We start from the raw sequence: 20,729 nt of genomic DNA, 5'->3' as shown, positions 1-20,729 counted from the left end.
GAAAATTCACGAAAGAGGGCACACGCGCGCGCAAAATTATGTGGATCCGAGAGTAGCCCCCCCACCGTATGGACCCTCCGTTTATGCTGATAAGGCGCACAAGAGCACGCCACCCAAAACCGACGTCCAGATGAATCAAGAGAAAGGACGAGGGCAAAAACACCCCCTGCCAAGGGCAGACACCGCCCCTGCAACAAACGCCCCAGGAAGAGACGCGTATCTACCAGCGATAGTGCGAAAAAGCCTTATTGGCCTCTGCCATGCGGTGCGTATCCTCTTTACGTTTAAAGGCAGTTCCCGTGCTGTGGTACGCATCAAGGATCTCTGCTGCAAGTCGCTCCGACATGCCACGCCCGCTGCGCCTGCGTGCTGCACCGATAATCCAGCGCATACCTAAAGCCTCACGCCTCGTTTCCCGAATTTCCATCGGCACCTGATAGGTAGAACCACCAACCCGCCGCGATTTAACCTCCACTGCAGGCTTTACGTTCTCTAACGCTTTTGTGAACACCGGAAGAGGCTCCTCACCAGTCCTTTGCTGAATACGTTCAAGACAATCGTACATAATACCCACCGCAGTTGCCTTCTTACCCGCCAGCATCATTCGACAAATAAACTTCGCCAACACCACACTGTTATACCGCGCGTCAGGCGGCGGTACCCGACGCGACACCCGTCGCTTCCGCCCCATACCAACTCCTCTCCCCAGCCCCTACGCGCGAGGGCGCTTAGCCCCGTACTTTGAACGACCGCGCTTACGATCCACCACGCCAAGAGTGTCCTTGGCCCCCCGGATAATATGATAACGTACTCCAGGTAAATCTTTCACACGTCCACCGCGAATCAGCACAATCGAGTGCTCCTGCAAATTATGCCCAATCCCGGGAATGTACGCCGTCACTTCAACCCCGCTACTTAGACGCACACGCGCCACCTTACGCAGAGCAGAATTCGGCTTTTTTGGCGTAACTGTCATCACACGCGTACACACTCCGCGCTTCTGCGGACAAGCCTGCAACGCAGGGCTCTTCGTACGAGAAAAAACCGCCTTACGCCCTATCCTCGTCAATTGATTAATTGTCGGCATTCTTTTCGCTCACTTCCCCAAAAAAATCCTCAACACCGTAAACCTTGCCGCACACAGCACACGCGGCTAGGATACTCAGAATAGCCAAACCAGGTCAATCCATCACGCTTCGCCTTCAGGTTCCCCTTCCATACCCGCAACTGCCTGGGCAAGCGCCTCCTCTTCAAGTTTTCTACGCCTGATAACTTCCTCCATCTGCACATCAAGATCCCGCTTGTTCTTGTCAAACAGCTTCACCTGACGATAACGCCGCATCCCCGTACCTGCGGGAATTAAGTGCCCTATAATGACGTTCTCCTTCAACCCACACAAGTCATCAACAGAGCCTGCAATCGCCGCATTGGTGAGCACCTTGTTCGTTTCTTGGAAAGATGCCGCAGATATGAAAGAGTCTATGTTCAACGCCGCCTTCGTTATACCCTGGAACATTGGGCGCGCAACCGCAGGCTGCCCCCCTTCCGCTTCAACCCGACGGTTCTCTTCGTGAAAACGGTACTTATCCACCTGTTGCCCGTAGATAAAACGCGTGTCCCCAACCGAGACAACCTCTGTCTTTCGTAGCATTTGCCGCACCACTAAACCAATGTGCTGGTCATTGATTGAAACACCCTGCACACGATACACGTCACGGATCTCATTCATCAAATAGTTTTGCAAAGCATTTTCACCCAGAATTGCCAGGATATCATGGGGATCAAAGCAACCATCACACAAGCGTTCGCCTGCCTCAACCGTATCTCCATCACGTACTAAAAGCTGACGCGACATGGACACGAGGTGCTTATATTCCTTCCCGTAATGGTCACGCACCACGACAATACGCTTACCCTTAAACAGTCCTTTGAACGACACAACCCCAGAAATCTGTGCCAAGACAGCCGCATTCTTAGGGCGCCGCGCTTCAAATAATTCAGAAACACGCGGCAGCCCCCCCGTAATATCCGATGTCTTTTGAATTGCTTTTGCCAGTTTTACAATGACCGTACCCGCCTTCACCTGCGCGCCTTCTTCAACCATCAAGCGCGCTTCCTCTGGCAAGTAGTACGAACCCAGCGCATTCCCCGACTCATCAGAGATGAATACCCGCGGTTGAAGCTGTATTCCTGTTTTCAACGTCGTAATCCTGCGCTCCACCATCCCCGTTTCAGTATTTACCTCTTCGATGAGCGTAGAGCCCAAAATAATATCTTCGTACCGCACAAAGCCATCCTGCTCTGCCAAAATAGGTTCAGTGAACGGATCAAACGTAGCCACGGTCTTTCCGGGCGGCACATACTCGTCTGCCTTGATTACTACATTAGAACCATTGCGAATTTCCGTCTTTTGCTCAGGCCCTACCAGGTACACGGTTCGATCGATTATACGCGCAAAACCACTCACCGAAGCGTACACCGTCTGCCCATCGGTGGTGTGGTAGAGAACCTCATCCTTTAGCACCCGCGCGCGGTCACGCACCTGCACGCTGTCACCCTCTTGAAGCTGATACTCTGCCAGAGTTTTGTGAAAAAAGAGCGTCCCCCGACGCGTGAACAGCTGAGAGCCATCCTCCATTTTCACATGCACCCCCTCAATACTCTTTACCAGTATGGGATACTTAAACGTGATGCGGTTCTCTTCCGTAGTACTGCTTGCCGTACCCCCAACATGGAACGTGCGCATTGTCAGCTGCGTACCCGGCTGACCAATGGACTGAGCGGCTACAATCCCAACCGCCTCCCCAATTTCTACAATTTTGTTGCGTGCAAGATTCCGCCCGTAGCAGCACACACACACTCCTCGCTTAGATTCGCACGTGAGCACGGTGCGCAACTTCACTGACTCCACGCCCGCTTCTTCCACCTTTTCTGCACGCTCATCGTCGATGTATTCGTTCACATCGAGCAGCAGTTCATGGGTGATGGGGTGTTCTACACGTTCAAGTGTATACTTTCCTACGATGCGCTCAGCAAGCGATTCAATAATCTCATCGCCGGACTTCACCGCGCGATATTCAATGCCATTGATGGTACCACAGTCCTCCTCGTTCACCACCACATCTTGCGCGATATCAACCAGACGACGTGTCAAATACCCCGCATCAGCGGTCTTTAGCGCAGTGTCTGCGAGCCCTTTGCGTGCACCGTTGGTAGAAATAAAAAACTCAATGACATTGAGTCCCTCTTTAAAATTAGAACGAATAGGCAATTCGATGATATCCCCACTCGGCTTTGCCATTAAGCCACGCATTCCCGCCAGTTGGCGGATTTGATTGCGACTCCCGCGCGCACCTGAGGTAGCCATCATGTAAATGGTATTAAATCCATCCTTGTCGCGCTCAAGTGTTTCCATCATGAGCGAAGTGAGCTCCTCACTTGTTTTAGACCACACCTCAACGACGCGATTATAACGCTCCTCTTGCGTGATGTGCCCCCCGCGGTATTGACTCGCAATCGCTAGCACTTCCTTGTTCGCCTTTTCGAGCATCTGCACCTTCTGCTCAGGCACGATGATGTCGTCCATACTGAGCGTTGCACCAAAGAAGGTCGCGTAGGTATAACCGATAGTTTTCAGTGCATCGAGCATCTGCACCGCAAGCCAAGAATCCTGACGCTTGAACACCCGCTCAATTAATTTCCTGATGCGTTTGTCATCAAGCGTTTCGTTGACAAAAGGAATCTCTGCGGGAACTTCCTCATTCAACACAAGTCTTCCTGCGGTAGTGACCACAAGCTGACCATCACATTTGTGATATCGCACTTGAATCTGATCCTGCCAGCCGATTACCCCCTTTTCCGCAGCCATCATTACCTCCTCCACCGAGGAAAAACGGCGAGGACGAGCACCCTCCGGCAGAGAGCGTTCCTTTGTCAGATAATACAAACCCAGAACCATGTCCTGAGATGGATACACAATCGTGCGCCCATTTGCAGGGTCAAGCAAATTGCGATTCGACAACATGAGCGTCCAACACTCCATCTGTGCCGCCTGCGTCAGCGGCACATGCACCGCCATTTGATCCCCATCAAAATCAGCATTAAAAGGTTTACACACAAGCGGATGAAGACGAATCGCCTTCCCCTCCACCAACACCGGCTCAAAAGCCTGAATGCCCAATCGATGCAATGTCGGCGCCCGATTAAGCATAACTGGATGCTCTTTTACCACTTCATCCAACACCGAAAATACCTTCGGCGACTCTTGTTCCACGAGCATCTTTGCCTTTTTGATGTTCGAGACAATTTCTTTCTCAACCAGCTTTTTCATAATAAAGGGCTTAAACAGCTCAAGCGCCATTTTTGTAGGCAACCCGCACTGCCACAACTTAAGTTCAGGCCCCACTACGATAACCGAACGCCCGGAATAGTCGACCCGCTTGCCCAAAAGATTCTGGCGAAAACGCCCTTGCTTCCCCTTGAGCATGTCAGAAATAGACTTAAGCGGCCGGTTTGACGCACCTTTAATCGCGGGCTTGCGCTTAGAATTATCAAAAAGCGCGTCCACTGCCTCTTGCAACATGCGCTTTTCGTTCCGAATGATGATATCCGGCGCCTTCAGTTCCATGAGCCGAATCAAACGGCTATTGCGGTGGATCACACGCCGATACAGGTCATTGAGATCTGAGGTAGCAAAACGCCCTCCGTCGAGCTGCACCATAGGACGCAAATCAGGCGGGATCACCGGGATAACGCTCAAAATCATCCATTCCGGCTTATTTCCCGACACCCGAAAGTTTTCTACGATCTCTATGCGACGCAGCAAGCGTTTGTCGCTTTTCGCACCCTTCTCCATCATCTTCTCACGCAACTGTGCAACAAGCGCGTCAAGGTCAAGGTTTTGCAAAAGGGTACGGATAGCCTCCGCTCCCATTCCCGCCGTAAAGCCGCCACCGTAGCGCTCCTGCGCGTCATTGTACTCAGTTTCAGTGAGCAACTGATTCTTTTTTAAATCGGTGTCGCCCGGCTCTATAACTATGTACTTCTCATAGTACAAAACAGAACGCAGTGCGATCACCTGTAGATCGAGTAACAAACCCATTCTACTTGGTACACAACGGTAGTACCAAATATGAGAAACAGGCGTTGCAAGCTCAATATGCCCCATGCGCTCCCTGCGAACCTTGAAATGCGTTACCTCCACCCCGCACCGATCGCAGATAACACCCCGGTACCGAATTGACTTAAACTTTCCACAAAAGCATTCCCATTCCTTTGTAGTACCAAAAATGCGTTCACAAAAAAGCCCTTCACGTTCAGGACGCAACGTGCGGTAATTAATTGTCTCAGGCTTTTTCACCTCTCCATAGGACCATGCCCGAATGGTATCAGGGGAGGCAAGCTTTATCTGTAAACTGTCAAAATCCCGGATATCCTTCATTCCCTGCACCCCTTAAAATTTAGAGCCAATCTTATTCGTCATTTCTTCATCGCGCTCAGTGAGCGGAATCTGCTTGCCCTTCGCATCGTAAATCGTAAAGTCGAGCGCAAGTCCCCGCAGCTCCTGCACCAACACGTTAAAAGATTCAGGAATACCGGTAGGAGACGAAGCCTCCCCTTTTACAATTGCCTCATAAATTTTAGAACGCCCGTGCATATCATCCGATTTAATCGTTAGCAACTCCTGCAGGGTATTCGCCGCGCCGTAGGCTTCAAGCGCCCACACCTCCATTTCCCCGAGACGCTGCCCTCCAAACTGCGCTTTACCCCCTAAGGGTTGCTGCGTCACAAGCGAATATGGACCTGTAGAGCGGGCGTGCATTTTGTCATCCACTAGATGCGCAAGCTTCATAAAGTAAATAACCCCCACAAATACAGGGTTTTGAAAATAATCCCCCGTGCGTCCGTCACGCAGCATCACTTTTGAATTAGTCGGAAAACCTGCCTGCATCAACTTTTCCCCAATCTGCTCGTTGCTTGGAGATTGAAAGACAGGAGACTCATACCATTCGTCAAGCCGCAACCCCGCAAGTCCCAATTCAGATTCAAGAATCTGTCCTATGTTCATACGAGAAGGTACACCGAGCGGGTTCAAACAGACATCAAGCGGGGTACCATCATCCAGATACGGCATGTCTTCTTCAGGAAGGATGCGCGCAACGATACCCTTGTTACCGTGGCGACCGGCCATTTTATCCCCTTCACGCAGCTTACGCTTGGTAGCGATAAGAACCTTCACCACCTCTGACACCCCGGGGTTTAAATCATCTCCCTCCGAACGCCTGAGTCGCTGCACGTCAATGACTGTACCCTCAACTCCATGCGGCACACGTAGAGAAGAATCACGCACTTCCTTCGCCTTCTCCCCAAAAATAGAATTCAGCAGCCTAAACTCTGGCGTCGTCTCAGACTCGCTTTTTGGCGTAATCTTTCCGATAAGCACGTCTCCCGCACGCACCTTTGACCCAATACGAATGATCCCCTCTGCATCCAAATTATCCAGATTCTTCTCAGACTTATTCGGGATATCATTCGTCATTCGTTCAGAACCCAGCTTGGTTTCACGCACCTCAGTAGAAAATTCTTTGATGTGAACCGAGGTGAACATATCCTCCTTTACCACCCGGTGAGAAATCAAAATGGCATCCTCGTAGTTGTAACCGTTCCACGGCACAAAACCAACTAGAATGTTTCTGCCAAGCGCAAGCTCCCCTCGATACGTTGCAGGACCGTCTGCAAGCGCATCTCCTACCTGTACCCGATCTCCCACGTGCACTATTGGCCGCTGGTGGTAACAGGTATCCTGATTTGTCCGCTGATACTTAAGTAACGGATACACGACCTCCTGCTCTTCCCCAGACGCCGCGGCGGAACAAACCACTATCTTCTCTGAGGAAACGTAGGCAACCGTTCCGTCTTGCTTTGCCTTCACCAGCACTCCAGAGTCATATGCACACTTCTCTTCCATGCCTGTACCCACGCGCGGGGGTTCAGGAAAAATAAGCGGCACTCCCTGCCGTTGCATGTTCGACCCCATTAACGCACGGTTAGCATCATCATGCTCAAGAAACGGTATGAGAGAAGCAGAAACAGAAATTATCTGCTTGGGGGAAACATCCATATACTGGATATCCTTAGGACTACGCGTACTGTAATCCCCCCGGTGCCGACAAGAGACATGATCTACACGGATGACCCCGTCCGGTCCTACCGCCGTAGAATCCTGCCCAATGTAGTAGCGATCCTCGTCCATAGCATCCAGGTACTCAATCTCTTTCGTAACAACTCCGTCACGCACCCGTACATACGGCACCTCCAAGAACCCATACCCGTTAACGCGTGCGTAATTGGCCATAGAAACAATTAAACCGATATTTGGTCCTTCGGGGGTCTCAATGGGACACATCCGACCGTAGTGCGTGTAGTGCACATCGCGTACCTCAAACCCAGCACGCTCCCTTGAAAGTCCACCAGGACCAAGTGCGTTCAAACGCCGCTTGTGTGTCAACTCCGCCAGCGGATTGACCTGATCCATGAACTGAGAAAGCTGACTTGCACCAAAGAACTCCTTAATCGCAGCCATGATAGGTTTTATGGAAATGAGATCCTGCGGCTTGATCGTTTCCGTTTCCTTAGAACTCATACGCTCCTTCGCAATACGTTCCATGCGCAAAAAGGCCGTTTTTAACGTATTGGTCATTAATTCCCCCACCGAACGAATACGACGGTTGCCCAGGTGATCGATATCATCTTCCTGTGCATCACCGCTATACATTCTGATGAGAAATTTCATGGTATTTACGATATCATCGAGGGTGAGCGTGCACTCAGTAGTCGGCGAGTCAGAGCGAAATTTCTTGTTCAGCTTGTAGCGCCCCACCCGCCCTAAATCATAGCGACGTGGGGAGAAAAACATTGTCTGCAAATCTTTTTCCGCCGCGTCCATGGTCATAGGATCGCTTGGTCTTAGCGCTGAGTATACAATACACAGTGCCTCTTCACGCGAAAGCTCGTCCTGTGCACCCGACTTAGAGAACTTCATTTCCTCTCGTTCAAGACAATTGATAACGACCGCAGAACGCAACGAACCTTCCGCTTCAAGGTTAATAATGTAGACCTCACATATGCCGTTTTGCAGCAGATCATCGATGACATGGGGATGGATTTTCTCTCCTGCTTTGTACAACACCCGGGTTTCACCCTGCTCATTTTCCACCGTCACCGATCGTGCTAGGATCTTACCTGTGAGCAGCTCGTACTCCGCACGATCCTGACAAACAGGCGTCTTTTCTATGGCGTAAAAGGCCTCGATGATCTGCTCACGCGTTTCGTAGTGCAACGCACGCAAAAACACGGTGCCTAGGATACGTCTCTTTTTATCAAGCTTTGCATAGATGAGATCTTTTTTCTGATCAATTTCAAATTCAAGCCAGCTTCCCCGGTACGGAATAATGCGGCTGGAGAATACCTCCCGTCCTTCCTTGTCCTTCTCATGAGAAAAGACAACACCAGGGGAACGATGGATCTGGGATACCACCACACGCTCCGCACCGTTGATGATAAAGGTGCCGCGTTCAGTCATCTTGGGGATATCTCCCATATAAATGTCTTTGCGCCTAATCTCCCCCGTATTATTGAAACGTAAATCAACAAGCGCCTTCAGCGGAATGGCGTACGTCAAACCCTTTTGTTTACACTCCGCCTCGGAGAACTTGATGTTTTTCTCATCAAGGGAGTATGATTGGTACTCGAGCGTCATGTCCCCCGTAGAGCTCTCGATAGGAAAGGTAGTCTTGAACACGTCTTCGAGGCCGAGCTCCTCTCTAGTACCGGAGATAAGGGTGTCGGCGCCGGACGGTGTATTCCGGGCCCCATGCAGAAAGGTGTCGTAAGATCGAAGCTGGATTTCGATGAGATCCGGGATGTCCATAAAATTCCTGACATCCCTTCCCACGTACACTCTGTGTGTTTTGCAAACTCGTGCTGACATGCACTCCCCCCTCAAGCTGCACCGAACCGACACGGTGCTCCCTATACCACACGCTCTACCGTAATACTCCCCACACAGGGGAGACGCCGTCCCCTCCACTCAAGTGAGGAGAACGCGACCCAACCCGCATGCCAAAATGCCGAGAACAAGTATGAAAAGAAATAGAAGCCCACGCTCTACTCAAAAGCGCGACGCCCTCCCACACGAAAGGGTGTCAGAGGCACACAACGACGCGCCGGACGCATGCAAAAAAAACCAGACACTAGGAAATCTCAATGAGCGCACCCGCTGCGGTCATTGACTCTTTTATCTTTGCCGCCTCTTCCTTGGATACATTTTCTTTCAAAGTCTTTGGCGCACCCTCCACCAGATCCTTCGCCTCTTTTAAGCCAAGCCCTGAGATAACGTTGCGCACCTCTTTAATAACCGCGATTTTTTTGCCTGGTTCTGCAAGTCCTTTAAGCACAACAGTAAACTCTGTCTGCTCCTCAGCGGCTACAGAACCTGCCCCGCCACCTTCCGCTACCGGCGCTACCGGCACAGCCGCGGTAACTCCAAACTCCTCCTCCACCGCCTTGATAAGCTCAGAAAGCTCCAGGATGGTCTTGCCCCGAATCGCCTCAATAATCTGTTCATTACTCAACGCCGCCATATTATCTTCTCCTTGTATGCGAAATAACCCCTATAAACGGACAGGAAGACAGCACCCCAGAAGCCTGACCGCCTAACACATACCCCGTAACTAAGTTACAACAACCGCCTAGGACGAATCACCTCCCGACACCACGGAAACTTCTACACCCTCATCCCTTTTGTCCATCACAGCCTGTAATACGCGTACGAACTTCACCGTCGTTGCATTCAGCGCGGACAAGAACATGGAAACGAGCTCTTTCTTTCCAGGAAGCTTCGAATACGCTTCTACCTTCGAAGCGTCAAACACCTCCCCATCAAGAATTGCACCCTTCACCACTAAGGCAGGCACTTCCTTTGCAAAATCGAACAGCACACGCGCGACGCCATTCGCATGCTCCGTGTCCACTAGGGCGATGGCCGTGGGCCCCACCAGATACTCTCCCACCGTCATGTTTAGGGACGTAAAGGCGATATTCGCAAAATTGTTACGCACCACCCGATACACGCACGAGAATTCGCGCAGCGCGCGGCGCAACGCGGTCAGCTGCTCAACCGTAAGCCCTCGATACTCCGTAAAGATATAAGAAGAAGCCTCACCCAAATCACGCGTAAGGCTCTCGACAGCAGCCACCTTTGCCGGCTGCAGCCTTCGTGCGCGTACTGCCATACTACTCCTCTGACTTATGGACAACCCAAATCCCAGGCCCCATACTGGAGCTGAGCGAAATCGAACGGACAAAACCAGCTTTTACGTCAACGGGCTTCTTGCGATCCATCTCCGACAGAAACACGTCAACATTCTCTACAATCTGCGCAGAGTCCATCGTCGTTTTCCCTACTGCTAGATGGACCACACCTGTCTTATCCGCGCGAAACTCGACACGCCCCTTTTTCAACTCACAGACAGCAGCCCCCAAGTCCGCACTGACCGTGCCAGTCCTCGGGTTAGGCATCAGCCCTCTGCGACCTAACACCATACCAAGACGACCGACGTCCTTCATCATGTCAGGACTAGCAACGACCACGTCGAAGTCAAACCAGCCTCCTTTTACCTTCTCAAGATATTCAGCACCGCCTGCATAGGCAGCACCTGCAGCAAGCGCTTCCGAAACACGATCCTCTTTACAAAAAACGAGCACACGAACCTCGGCCCGAAAACGGTGGGGGAGCACAACCGTATCCCTCACCGTCTGATTCTTCTTAAGCCTCAGACTAACGTGCACCTCCACCGTCTCGTCAAAGGAAGCATACCTCACTTCCTTAAGCAAACCTACCGCACGGTCAAGACTGAACCGCTCGGCGCGATCATAACGCGCAACGGCAGCGCGATACTTCTTCCCCCTCTTCATAATGAACGCTCTACCTCCACCCCCATGCTGCGTGCCGTACCCGCGATGATACGCTTCGCAGCATCGAGAGTTAAAGCGCTCATATCAGGTAATTTCACTTGAGCAATCTCCGTTAACTGCGCCAGCGACAAGCGCGCAACCTTCTGCTTAACAGAATTCGTCGATCCTTTTTCGATCCCACACGCCTTCCTAATAAGAACAGCCGCAGGCGGCGTTTTCAGCACAAACGAAAAACTCTTGTCAGAATAGACGGTGACAACCACTGGCACCACCAACCCAGGCTCCATGGATTTAGTACGGTCATTAAACTGCTGCACAAACTGCGGGGCACTAACCCCGTGCGGCCCAAGCGCAGGCCCAACCGGCGGCGCGGGCGTCGCCTTGCCTGCAGGACACTGCAGCTTTATCTGAGTAACCACTTTCTTCTTCGCTGCCATACTGGCCTCTCCTTATGACGTAAAAAACAACAAAACACCCGAAACCAACGCGTAAGCGGCAGGCAATCATGCGCATTGCAACACTCTCCACCCTGGAAGAAGAAAATCAGAGCGCCTCCACCTGGACTAGCTCCAACTCCACAGGAGTAGCGCGGCCAAAGATGGTGACTGCCACACGCACCTTGTTGCGTTCACTCATCACCTCCTCCACCTCACCCGAGAAAGTAGCAAACGGCCCCTCAACGATCCTCACCTGTTGTCCAACCAAAAAAGTCTGAGCGATACGAGGAGTCCTATCCCCCTTAATTTCCCCCGCCTTCTGCAAAATACGCCGAGCTTCATCCGCAGAAACCGCCTGAGGCTTCGCATTGCCCGAAGAACCCAAAAAACCGGAAACACCAGGAATCCTGCGCACCTCGTTACACACTATCCTCCAGTCAACCTCGGGCAAATCCATTTCCACCAACAAGTAACCAGGGAAAAACTTACGCCTAACCACCCTCTTCTTACCATCTTTCACCTCGGTAAGCAGTTCCTCAGGGATTTTTATATCAAAGATAACGTTCGTTGGAATCCTCGCATGCTCCACGAGCATACGGACAGCCCGCTCCACCCTTGCCTCGCGACCCGAGAATGTGTGCAGAATATACCACTCTTTCGCCATTCTATCCCCTCAGAAGAAGAAACTCAGCAACGCCACGAACAGAGCATCGATAAGCCCGAGGAAAAGCGCCATGACAACGGTAGAGACGAGCACTACCTTAACCGCGGTATGTACCTGAGTGCGCGCAGGCCACACCACCCTCCTGAACTCGGCAACGCACTCCCTACGAAACTTTGCGAACTTCAACATGAAACACCTTTTCGAAAGCACTCAGGCCAGGAAGGACTCGAACCTTCAACATTCGGTTTTGGAGACCGACGCTCTGCCATTAGAGCTACTGACCCACAAATCCCCGGAAAACACCAGAAAACCCCGTGCGTAACAGATATGACGACAGCCTACTTTATCTTCGCCTCTCTATGCAGCACACGTCTACGCTCAAAAGGACAATACTTCCTGAGCTCGAGCTTTTCCTGAACGTTACGTCGGTTTCTTGAAGTGGTGTAATTACGCCGCTTGCATCCAGTGCACTGAAGCGCAATAAGCTCCACCGCCGTCCTCTTTGCCATACCACCCCTCCTCACATCCACAGACGGAAGCTTCCGAGCGGGATTGAACCGCTGACCTCAACCTTACCATGGTTGCGCTCTGCCAACTGAGCTACAGAAGCAACACAGACAGGACTCCCCGAGCCGCCCGGAGGGCCGGCCCGCATTGTATAACGCCTCACCTCACACATCAAGCACGAAACACCTCCCTAAACAGGCAGCCAACCAGCCTGCCCCAGAAAGAAAGGCGCGTCACCTAACCGAGAGACACGTGTGCGCTCGCGTCAAGGGCGAGAATCGTCTTACATTCGGAACAACGAAAACGCCCCTGCTTAGTCGCCTTTAACTTCTTAGAGCAGATCGGGCAAGAAAACACCTTCGGAAAGGTGTCCACCTTCAGCGGTGAGACCTTGTTCCTAAAAAGGCTAACTGCATCCGCAATAGAATCGCGAATGTTAAAAAACTGAGAAAAACCAAGTAACTGGAAAACCTCATACACCCTCGGCTGAATATCGAGGAGAACAATATCGCCACCTTTAGGCTTGACCGTTTTTAGAAACGCCGTAAAAGAACCAATTCCAGTGGAGGAGACATAATTCAAAGAGGCGCAGTTAAATACAATACGCGTGTAGCCTGCATCGATAACCTTCGCAATCCTCTTTTGAAAAAAGGAAGAATTGTAAGTATCGATGTACCCGTTGAGGAAAACAACGACGCCACCTTCAAGGTCATCGATCTTTTGCAGATTCATCTTAAGACTTTCGTCTTTCTCGTCATCGAATCCCGGAACAACAGTACCCATAGGCCATCCCCACTAGCGGTTTCGCACACTCTAGCACAAATAGCCCGATATAACAATAGGCGCCGGTATCTTCCCTACAGACAGTACAGCAGCAGGGGACCGCTCCCCTCCCCTCGCGCCTGCAAAAACACAACGAGTGCAGTACACACCCTAGAGAAAAACTATTGAAATTCACACGACACTCTTTCTGTTACCGGCAGAACTCAAAACCACACACCGCCTACCAGAATGCCCTGCTACAGGCAATCATAGCGCAACGGCATCAAGAGCACGCAGGAAGTGTACAGGCATACGTGCACGCAACACCAGCGGTTTACATGCACATGGCAACACAAGACTGTGTGCGAATAACTGGAGCCTTTTTACTCCCCACGCACGAGCACACGCCTTGTTACGCGCGAAATCACCGTATTTGTCATCCCCAATTATAGGACATCCTAGCGCAGCCAGATGAATACGAATCTGATGGGTCCGACCACTGTGCAACGTGAGTTCAAGATATGTATGCGTATCAGTCGCACGCAACACACGGTATGCAGTATGCGCGGCACGCACAACCTGACGCCGCCTTGCTGCCGTACCGGTACGGATAGGAACGCGAATATCACCACACTCTCGGGGAGGTCGCCCAAAACAAAGTGCGCGATAGCGCTTAATCACACGCATGCTGCCTAAAATCCCCTGGTACAGAGCAGCTGCCCGTGCATGTTTTGCAAACAGCAGCACGCCCGCGGTGTCCTTGTCCAAACGATGCAGAGGAAACAGACGCACCCCAAGCTGTTTCTGTAATACGTCAACTACGCACACCCGCACCCGCGCACCCGGCTGTACTGCAAGTCCTGCCGGCTTATCAACGGCCACCACCGCTGCGTCCTGAAAAATAATCGGCAGTGCCACATCCTCTCTCCTTTCCGTCCCGCACCTATACCAGGCACCGCATACTACCGGTCAACCAAACACGCAAACAGCAGGATAACACGGAGTACATCTACTCGCCCTACAGTACATTTACAGGATCTACGTCAGATTCTACGTACACCCCCGCCGGAGCTCGAAATTCATCTAAAAAGCTGCGCGCCACCTGCTGCACCACTGGGAATGATGGGGCACGCAGCAGTATTTGCATCCGATAGCTGCCTGCCACCTGCGCCACCACACACGCTGCAGGTCCCAGTACATCCGCACCCAGAGGCATCTGCGCCGTCAAAAGCGCATGTGCCGCATACGCGGCGTCTTTAGCCTTGCGCCGCGTCTTGCTGCGAAAAACAAACCGAATAAGGCGCACAAAGGGCGGAAAACACAGCGCCTCCCGCTGCGCAAGTTCTTGCGCATAAAAGGACTCACAATCCCCGTGCTGCGCACACACCACCGCAGGATGCGCAGGATTGCGTGTTTGGATGATGACCAGGCCGTTATCTACATAGCGACCTGCACGTCCGGCCACTTGCATCATCAAGGCAAAACTCCGCTCGGCGGCGCGAAAGTCTGGCGTGTGCAGTCCAGTATCTGCGCAGGCAATACCCACTAAACGCAGCGTAGGGAAATTAAATCCCTTTGCTATCATTTGCGTACCCAACAGTACATCGATTTTCCCCGCGCGAAACTGCTCCATCGTCTGCTGCACGTGCCCTGAGCGCAGCGCATCGGTGTCCACCCGTGCAATACGGTATTCAGGAAATAGCGCTTGTACTGCTTCCTCAATATACTCTGTGCCCACCCCGCCGTATCGGGTATCAAATGAATGACAGCACGGACAACTTTCAGGCGGCGCCTCTTGCCTGCCACAGTAATGACATTGCATTGCCCCCACACGTTTGTGCCACGTCAAGGGAACTGCACACTGCGTGCAACACAGCGTGTATCCACAGCTGCGACACTGAAACGAATAGGAAAATCCTCGACGATTCAAAAAGAGCATCGATTGATATCCTGCCTCCTTCGTCTTGCGTATTTCATCCACCAGACGGGTAGAGAGCAACAGGGCCTCTTTTGACACGTCCACCACCTCAACACGCGGCGGAGCCCCCCCCGCAACACGCGCAGTCAATGGTAAACGACGCACCGCCCCCCGCAGCATCGCGTACCAGGCCTCCACAGACGGTGTTGCAGACCCCATGACAAACGGACAGTTCGCGTCCGCACAGCGATACATCGCTACCTGCCGCGCATGATAGCGCGGCACATGCGCAGACTTATACGAACTGTCATGTTCTTCATCCATTATCACAAGGCCCAGCCGCTTCAACGGAGCAAAAATTGCACTCCGAGCTCCAATCACTACACAGTGACGCATGCACTGTATGCGCCGCCACTCACCTAGGCGCTGACTGCCACTGAGCGCTGAGTGCAACACCGCCGCCTGACTGCCAAAGCGCACATATACCTCCTGGAGCACCTGGTGAGTGAGCGCTATCTCAGGAACAAGATAGATAACCGACTTGCCACGCGCAAGGACTGCCTCGGCTGCGCGCAAGAACACTTCCGTCTTCCCCGACCCTGTCACCCCGTGCACATAAAAACTGCGCGCACCGGTGCTCGCGGTAATCGCATCAATCGCCTTGCGCTGTTCGCCCGAAAGCGCATAGGTGTCAGTGCGCCGAACACCCGCACAAGAAGCAAAAGAAGACAATGTCCGTTCTCGTTTCCGAGACGGAACCACCGCACACAGCGCCTGACCTAAGGCACACAGGTAGAAATGCGCCATCCAACGCGCACACGCAAGATGCGTTTGGTCAAAAAGCGCTTCCCTGTCAATGACGCGGATGATCTCCTTGAACGTGCCAACTGCACCACCGCAATCAGCAGGCGAAGAATGTGATTCACTTATCACAAATCCAATGAGTGTACGCGCCCCAAAGGGAGCAAGAACCCGTCTACCCACGAGTGCCTCACCCGCGTGGGCAGCACACGCACGGTACGTAAAGCTTTTATCCAGTGGAACGTCAAAAACAAGCTCAAGCCACGGCGCCATGATTTTATATTGGCATGTGTGCGTCCTGCTTCAACTGCAGCAACCGTGCACGAAACGTTTTGAGATCCTCCCACGCCGGACGTTTCAGCGCTTCATCCCGTAACAACGCACTCGGATGGTACGTAGCCAGAAGGGGAATCCCCTGATAGGTAAAAAAGCGCCCGCGCAACTTGCCAATACCATCGGTTGTTTGGAGCATGTGCTGTGCGGCGCAGCGGCCGAGCACCAAAATAGCACACGGGCGATGCAGCGTAAGATGCGCATGGAGGAACCGTGCACAACAGGCAGTCTCGTGGGGTGTTGGTGTGCGGTTCCTTGGCGGCCGGCACTTAACCACATTGGTGATATAACAATTTTGCTGACGCGAAAGTCCAATCGCCGCAAGCATTGCGTCCAGCAATTTACCTGACCGTCCTACGAACGGACGACCGCTTCGATCTTCTTCCGCTCCAGGGGCCTCCCCAACGACGAGCACGTCTGCGTCTGCAACACCCTCTCCCACCACCGCATGTGTACGCCGTTGATACAATTCACACGCACGGCATGCAAAAATTTCCTCGCGCAAGGTTTCGTCCGTGTATACAGACCCGTCACTGCTTCTCACACACGCATCGGCAGTGCTCTGCGCACGCTTTCCTGCATGATTACGCGGTGAACACGCAGCATTCGGTAAAATTACCGAATCATTCCTAGGACGGGGCCCAATACCCTCGGTGCGAAACAAATCCAGACAATCGCGCACCACACGCACGAAGCGTGCGATACTCTCTCTGTCCCCAGCGTGCATAGGACTGAGCCTACCATAAACTGCGTACATGACGGTACCCGATCCTTGCATCTGTCAATAGACACTACACGAGCTCTGCCCGCGCACAGTGGGAACGAACCGACGCGTACGCACCTGGCAGCCGTTCGGGTAAGTCTGTTAAAAACTATACCTGTGGCACCACCCAAGATATTGAAAGATTCCTCCTTCCGTGTCACACTGCGCATCGACCCTTCGGAGGAGTACTGTACCATGCACCGTAGTAAGTCTTTGGCTTTTGTTGCGCTTTTTGCCGCACTCATTAGCTCGAGTGCGCTCGTTAGCATTCCTCTCAAGCCTGTTCCGCTTGTACTGCAGAATGCAGCGGCCGTTCTCACCGGTTTATTGTTGGGACCGCGAGACGGTGCACTCGCCGTTCTCAGCTTCCTCGGGGCAGGACTCCTTGGTCTGCCGGTTTTTTCAGGAGGTCGGGGCGGATACACCGCGCTTTTTGCCCCTACGGGAGGATTCCTCCTTGGATACATACTCGCTGCTACGCTCGCTGGCGCAATCGCGCAGCACCACCGCCTGTCTTGCACTCCACCACGCGGTGGTGGACGCGCACTCCTTCTTTGGATCAGACTTACCGTCGCAACGCTCGTTGGTTTTCTTTCGATTTACTCCATCGGTCTGCCGGTTCTCGGTTACGTGCTTGGCCTCAGGACCGGGGAGCTCATGCTAGGAGTCTTCCTTCCCTTTTTTCTTGCCGACACCCTGAAAATCGCCCTTGTTGTCCTACTCGCCCATCATCTTGCCCCTACAGTTCGCCGCCATTTGTACCGTCATGGTTGATGCCATAGTATTCGCGTGTCGCGGGTGTGTACGCGCCACAGGGCACGGTGAATCTTCTGTGGACGCATGAGCGCAGATGTCGCGGCAGACACGGCTGTGGAGTCGTGCGCAGGACCGCTGCTTGAACTGGTCAATGTAAGTAAGTCTTTTGAGCGCGACTGTGAAGTATTACACTCCGTTTCGTTTAGGGTGTTTCCTGGGGACTGTGTCGTCCTCGCAGGTGCAAATGGCTCGGGTAAAACTGTGCTCATGAACATCCTTGCAGGACTTGAACCGCCGTCCTCCGGCCGTGTGTATATGGCACGCGGGACTACTGTCGGTCTGGCGTTTCAAAATGCAGACACCCAGATCCTAGGCGAAACGGTATTTGAGGACTGCGCCTTCGGTCCTCTGCAGTGGGGATATTCCCGCGCAGAAATTGACGCACGTACCAACAGCGCACTTGCAGCCGTGTCACTGCTTGACCGGCGTGACCATTACGCCCGAGCGCTTTCAGGTGGAGAAAAAAGACGCCTAACCGTTGCCGGCGTACTCGCCTTGGATGCAAAGGTAGTCATTCTTGACGAGCCGTTTGCAAACTTAGATTACCCCAGCGTTCGTCAGGTTGTGCAGCTCATCATAAGCCTCAAACACGCAGGTAAAACGCTTGTTATCATCACCCATGAGGTTGAAAAAATACTCGCTGCTGCGACGCGTCTATGCATCCTTTCTAAGGGGGTCATTTCCTACGATGGCACGCCACAGGACGCACTCGACAGTAAAATTTTCTCTTGCTACGGACTAAGAGATCCTTTGCACTGTCCACTCACTCTTTCAGATCTCCTTTGGACCTAGGTAGCGACATGCATGCAGTACTTCCACCTGCTAGGAGGAGTCAAGGAAATGTATGTTTTTCTCTCTTTATGAACGCCGGCAATCGCTGCTTCACCGTGCTCCTCCCGTAGCGAAAGTCGCAAGCTTCGCTCTCCTTCTCCTGTGCTGTAATGCACAGAGTTGGTGTATGCACGCGTCGCTTACACTTGTGCTGCTCGCATTAACGCTCATTGTCACACGTTCTCTGAAATGCGTGGCTGCACACATACGTGTAGTTAGTATCTACCTCGCTTTTTTCTTTTCTCTGAAGATCCTGCACACATTTTTCAGCACCGGTGTTGTTAGCGCTACACAAATCAACCAGCACATACATGCAGGATACCACATAGGCATCCGCCTATTTTTATTGCTGTGCGCATCTTCACTTTTTTACGCGTGCACATCCCGTTTGGAACTTTTCTCCCTGTGTCTCCGTATGGGAAAGGTGCTACATGTGCGCAGCACAGCGTACACAACACCCTGTGCAGTTTACGTTATGATGCTCGTATTGTACTTCGGACACGATATCTTTCGTGAGTGGACGGAGCTCCGCTTCGTGTGGAGAGCACGGACGCGCGCGAACACCTCTTTTTACAACTGGGTAGACGCGACCCTCCATTTTTCAAAAACACTATTGACTCGGTTGCTAGAACGCGCGCAACACCCCTCCCTAAGAAGGGCGGACTTTAAGGTTTCGGATAATATTTTGTCAAGCGAGTGATGGGCAAAGGGGAGCCTGGCTACTACCTACTTTCCCGCGAAGGAGCAGTATCATCGGCGTAGGAGAGCTTGACTTCCGTGTTCGGGATGGGAACGGGTATGACCTCTCCACCATGGCAACCAGGCGAAATATTTTACGCAAAGGGGTAGGGTGAAGGAGAAGGATGAATAATATGGTCAAGCCTCACGACTTATTAGTACTGGTCGGCTTAATACCTTACGGTACGTAGACCTCCAGCCTATCGACCTTGTAGTGTGCAAGGAGTCTTCAGGAAGGTCAACCTTCAGGGATATGTAATCTTGAGGCGGGCTTCCCACTTAGATGCCTTCAGCGGTTATCCCTTCCGAACATAGCTACCCAGCACGTACCCTTGGCAGGATAACTGGTACACCAGAGGTTCGTCCACTTCGGTCCTCTCGTACTAAAAGCAGCTCCTCTCACATATCCAACGCCCATAGCAGATAGGGACCGAACTGTCTCGCGACGTTCTGAACCCAGCTCACGTACCGCTTTAATTGGCGAACAGCCAAACCCTTGGGACCTGCTTCAGCCCCAGGATGCGATGAGCCGACATCGAGGTGCCAAACTTTCCCGTCGATGTGAACTCTTGGGGAAAATCAGCCTGTTATCCCCGGAGTACCTTTTATCCGTTAAGTGACGGCGCTTCCACACGCTACCGCCAGATCACTAAGACCTACTTTCGTATCTGCTCGACCTGTCGGTCTCGCAGTTAAGCCTCCTTGTGCCTTTACACTCGCGCACCGATTTCCAACCGGTGTGAGGAGACCTTCGCGCACCTCCGTTACCTTTTAGGAGGCGACCGCCCCAGTCAAACCGCCCACCTACCACGGTCCCTTTGCCGGATCCACGGCCAAAGGTTAGAAACCTGACGTACCAAGGGTGGTATTTCACTGTTGACTCCGCCTAACCTGACGGCCAAGCTTCTCTGTCTCCCACCTATACTACACATGGTAAACCAAGTTCCAATAGTAAGCTACGGTGAAGGTTCACGGGGTCTTTCCGTCTAACTATGGGTAACCGGCTTCTTTACCGGTACATAAATTTCACCGAGTCTCGCGTCGAGACAGTGTCCAGAGTCGTTACACCATTCGTGCGGGTCGGAACTTACCCGACAAGGAATTTCGCTACCTTAGGACCGTTATAGTTACGGCCGCCGTTTACTGGGGCTTCAATTCAAAGCGTTGTGTTACCACGAACCTCTC

The 20,729-nt window shown here is 52.5% G+C and carries 18 protein-coding genes, 2 tRNA genes and 2 rRNA genes (1 of these 22 cut by a window edge); 3 read left to right on the top strand and 19 right to left on the bottom strand.

Annotation, left to right across the window (positions count from 1 at the left end; genetic code table 11):
- Window positions 1–220: 220 nt before the first annotated feature.
- From rpsG to TPANIC_RS01155, 17 genes are all read right to left on the bottom strand, one after another.
- Window positions 221–691 carry a 30S ribosomal protein S7 gene (gene rpsG, locus TPANIC_RS01235; RefSeq protein ID WP_010881692.1) on the bottom strand — a complete coding sequence of 157 codons (471 nt, stop codon included), beginning with the start codon at window positions 689–691 and terminating at the stop codon, window positions 221–223.
- 21 nt (window positions 692–712) lie between these two features.
- Window positions 713–1,087, bottom strand: coding sequence for a 30S ribosomal protein S12 (gene rpsL / locus TPANIC_RS01230; RefSeq protein ID WP_010881691.1), 375 nt, complete (start codon window positions 1,085–1,087; stop codon window positions 713–715).
- Window positions 1,088–1,189: 102 nt separating this feature from the next.
- Window positions 1,190–5,440: a DNA-directed RNA polymerase subunit beta' gene (gene rpoC, locus TPANIC_RS01225; RefSeq protein ID WP_010881690.1), complete on the bottom strand. Its 4,251-nt coding sequence runs from the start codon at window positions 5,438–5,440 to the stop codon at window positions 1,190–1,192.
- A gap of 12 nt (window positions 5,441–5,452) precedes the next feature.
- Window positions 5,453–8,989 carry a DNA-directed RNA polymerase subunit beta gene (gene rpoB / locus TPANIC_RS01220; RefSeq protein WP_010881689.1) on the bottom strand — a complete coding sequence of 1,179 codons (3,537 nt, stop codon included), beginning with the start codon at window positions 8,987–8,989 and terminating at the stop codon, window positions 5,453–5,455.
- Window positions 8,990–9,251: 262 nt separating this feature from the next.
- Window positions 9,252–9,641 (bottom strand): 50S ribosomal protein L7/L12, encoded by a 390-nt coding sequence (rplL, locus tag TPANIC_RS01215; RefSeq protein WP_010881688.1) that lies wholly within the window; start codon window positions 9,639–9,641, stop codon window positions 9,252–9,254.
- A gap of 108 nt (window positions 9,642–9,749) precedes the next feature.
- Window positions 9,750–10,292: a 50S ribosomal protein L10 gene (gene rplJ / locus TPANIC_RS01210; RefSeq protein ID WP_010881687.1), complete on the bottom strand. Its 543-nt coding sequence runs from the start codon at window positions 10,290–10,292 to the stop codon at window positions 9,750–9,752.
- Window position 10,293: 1 nt separating this feature from the next.
- Window positions 10,294–10,974 (bottom strand): 50S ribosomal protein L1, encoded by a 681-nt coding sequence (rplA, locus tag TPANIC_RS01205; RefSeq protein ID WP_010881686.1) that lies wholly within the window; start codon window positions 10,972–10,974, stop codon window positions 10,294–10,296.
- Window positions 10,971–11,411, bottom strand: coding sequence for a 50S ribosomal protein L11 (rplK, locus tag TPANIC_RS01200; RefSeq protein WP_010881685.1), 441 nt, complete (start codon window positions 11,409–11,411; stop codon window positions 10,971–10,973). Before rplK ends, rplA begins: the two co-directional genes overlap by 4 nt.
- A gap of 106 nt (window positions 11,412–11,517) precedes the next feature.
- Window positions 11,518–12,075: a transcription termination/antitermination protein NusG gene (nusG, locus tag TPANIC_RS01195; RefSeq protein WP_010881684.1), complete on the bottom strand. Its 558-nt coding sequence runs from the start codon at window positions 12,073–12,075 to the stop codon at window positions 11,518–11,520.
- Window positions 12,076–12,084: 9 nt separating this feature from the next.
- Window positions 12,085–12,264: a preprotein translocase subunit SecE gene (secE, locus tag TPANIC_RS01190; protein WP_010881683.1), complete on the bottom strand. Its 180-nt coding sequence runs from the start codon at window positions 12,262–12,264 to the stop codon at window positions 12,085–12,087.
- 22 nt (window positions 12,265–12,286) lie between these two features.
- A tRNA-Trp gene (locus TPANIC_RS01185) sits at window positions 12,287–12,359 on the bottom strand.
- A gap of 54 nt (window positions 12,360–12,413) precedes the next feature.
- Window positions 12,414–12,584 carry a 50S ribosomal protein L33 gene (gene rpmG, locus TPANIC_RS01180; protein WP_010881682.1) on the bottom strand — a complete coding sequence of 57 codons (171 nt, stop codon included), beginning with the start codon at window positions 12,582–12,584 and terminating at the stop codon, window positions 12,414–12,416.
- Window positions 12,585–12,612: 28 nt separating this feature from the next.
- Window positions 12,613–12,685, bottom strand: a tRNA-Thr gene (locus TPANIC_RS01175).
- Between the two features lie 134 nt (window positions 12,686–12,819).
- Window positions 12,820–13,365 carry an STAS domain-containing protein gene (locus TPANIC_RS01170; RefSeq protein ID WP_010881681.1) on the bottom strand — a complete coding sequence of 182 codons (546 nt, stop codon included), beginning with the start codon at window positions 13,363–13,365 and terminating at the stop codon, window positions 12,820–12,822.
- A 246-nt stretch (window positions 13,366–13,611) separates the two neighbouring features.
- Window positions 13,612–14,262, bottom strand: a complete 651-nt coding sequence (locus TPANIC_RS01165; RefSeq protein WP_010881679.1) for an RluA family pseudouridine synthase — start codon at window positions 14,260–14,262, stop codon at window positions 13,612–13,614.
- Window positions 14,263–14,362: 100 nt separating this feature from the next.
- Window positions 14,363–16,336 carry a replication restart helicase PriA gene (gene priA, locus TPANIC_RS01160; RefSeq protein ID WP_010881678.1) on the bottom strand — a complete coding sequence of 658 codons (1,974 nt, stop codon included), beginning with the start codon at window positions 16,334–16,336 and terminating at the stop codon, window positions 14,363–14,365.
- 4 nt (window positions 16,337–16,340) lie between these two features.
- On the bottom strand, window positions 16,341–17,153 hold the full coding sequence (locus tag TPANIC_RS01155) for a uracil-DNA glycosylase (protein ID WP_014342334.1): 813 nt from the start codon (window positions 17,151–17,153) through the stop codon (window positions 16,341–16,343).
- On the opposite strand from TPANIC_RS01155, the gene TPANIC_RS01150 reads away from it, so the two are divergent.
- The 3 genes from TPANIC_RS01150 (at window position 17,118) to TPANIC_RS01140 (ending at window position 19,506) form a co-directional block, all read left to right on the top strand.
- On the top strand, window positions 17,118–17,933 hold the full coding sequence (locus tag TPANIC_RS01150; protein WP_010881676.1) for a biotin transporter BioY: 816 nt from the start codon (window positions 17,118–17,120) through the stop codon (window positions 17,931–17,933). The two genes, TPANIC_RS01155 and TPANIC_RS01150, sit on opposite strands and share 36 nt — an antisense overlap.
- A gap of 66 nt (window positions 17,934–17,999) precedes the next feature.
- A complete protein-coding gene (locus TPANIC_RS01145; protein ID WP_010881675.1) occupies window positions 18,000–18,767 on the top strand; it encodes an energy-coupling factor ABC transporter ATP-binding protein in 768 nt (255 codons plus the stop codon).
- Window positions 18,768–18,819: 52 nt separating this feature from the next.
- Window positions 18,820–19,506 (top strand): CbiQ family ECF transporter T component, encoded by a 687-nt coding sequence (locus TPANIC_RS01140; protein ID WP_010881674.1) that lies wholly within the window; start codon window positions 18,820–18,822, stop codon window positions 19,504–19,506.
- Window positions 19,507–19,519: 13 nt separating this feature from the next.
- On the opposite strand, the gene rrf is transcribed toward TPANIC_RS01140, so the two are convergent.
- Window positions 19,520–19,630 (bottom strand): 5S ribosomal RNA (gene rrf / locus TPANIC_RS01135).
- Window positions 19,631–19,678: 48 nt separating this feature from the next.
- Window positions 19,679–20,729, bottom strand: a 23S ribosomal RNA gene (locus tag TPANIC_RS01130) (it continues 1,902 nt past the right edge of the window).

The organism is Treponema pallidum subsp. pallidum str. Nichols (genome assembly GCF_000410535.2).
In the GTDB taxonomy this organism is placed as follows: domain Bacteria; phylum Spirochaetota; class Spirochaetia; order Treponematales; family Treponemataceae; genus Treponema; species Treponema pallidum.
The sequence above is the reverse complement of the archived record's forward strand: the minus strand, read 5'-3'. Positions and strand labels throughout refer to the sequence as shown.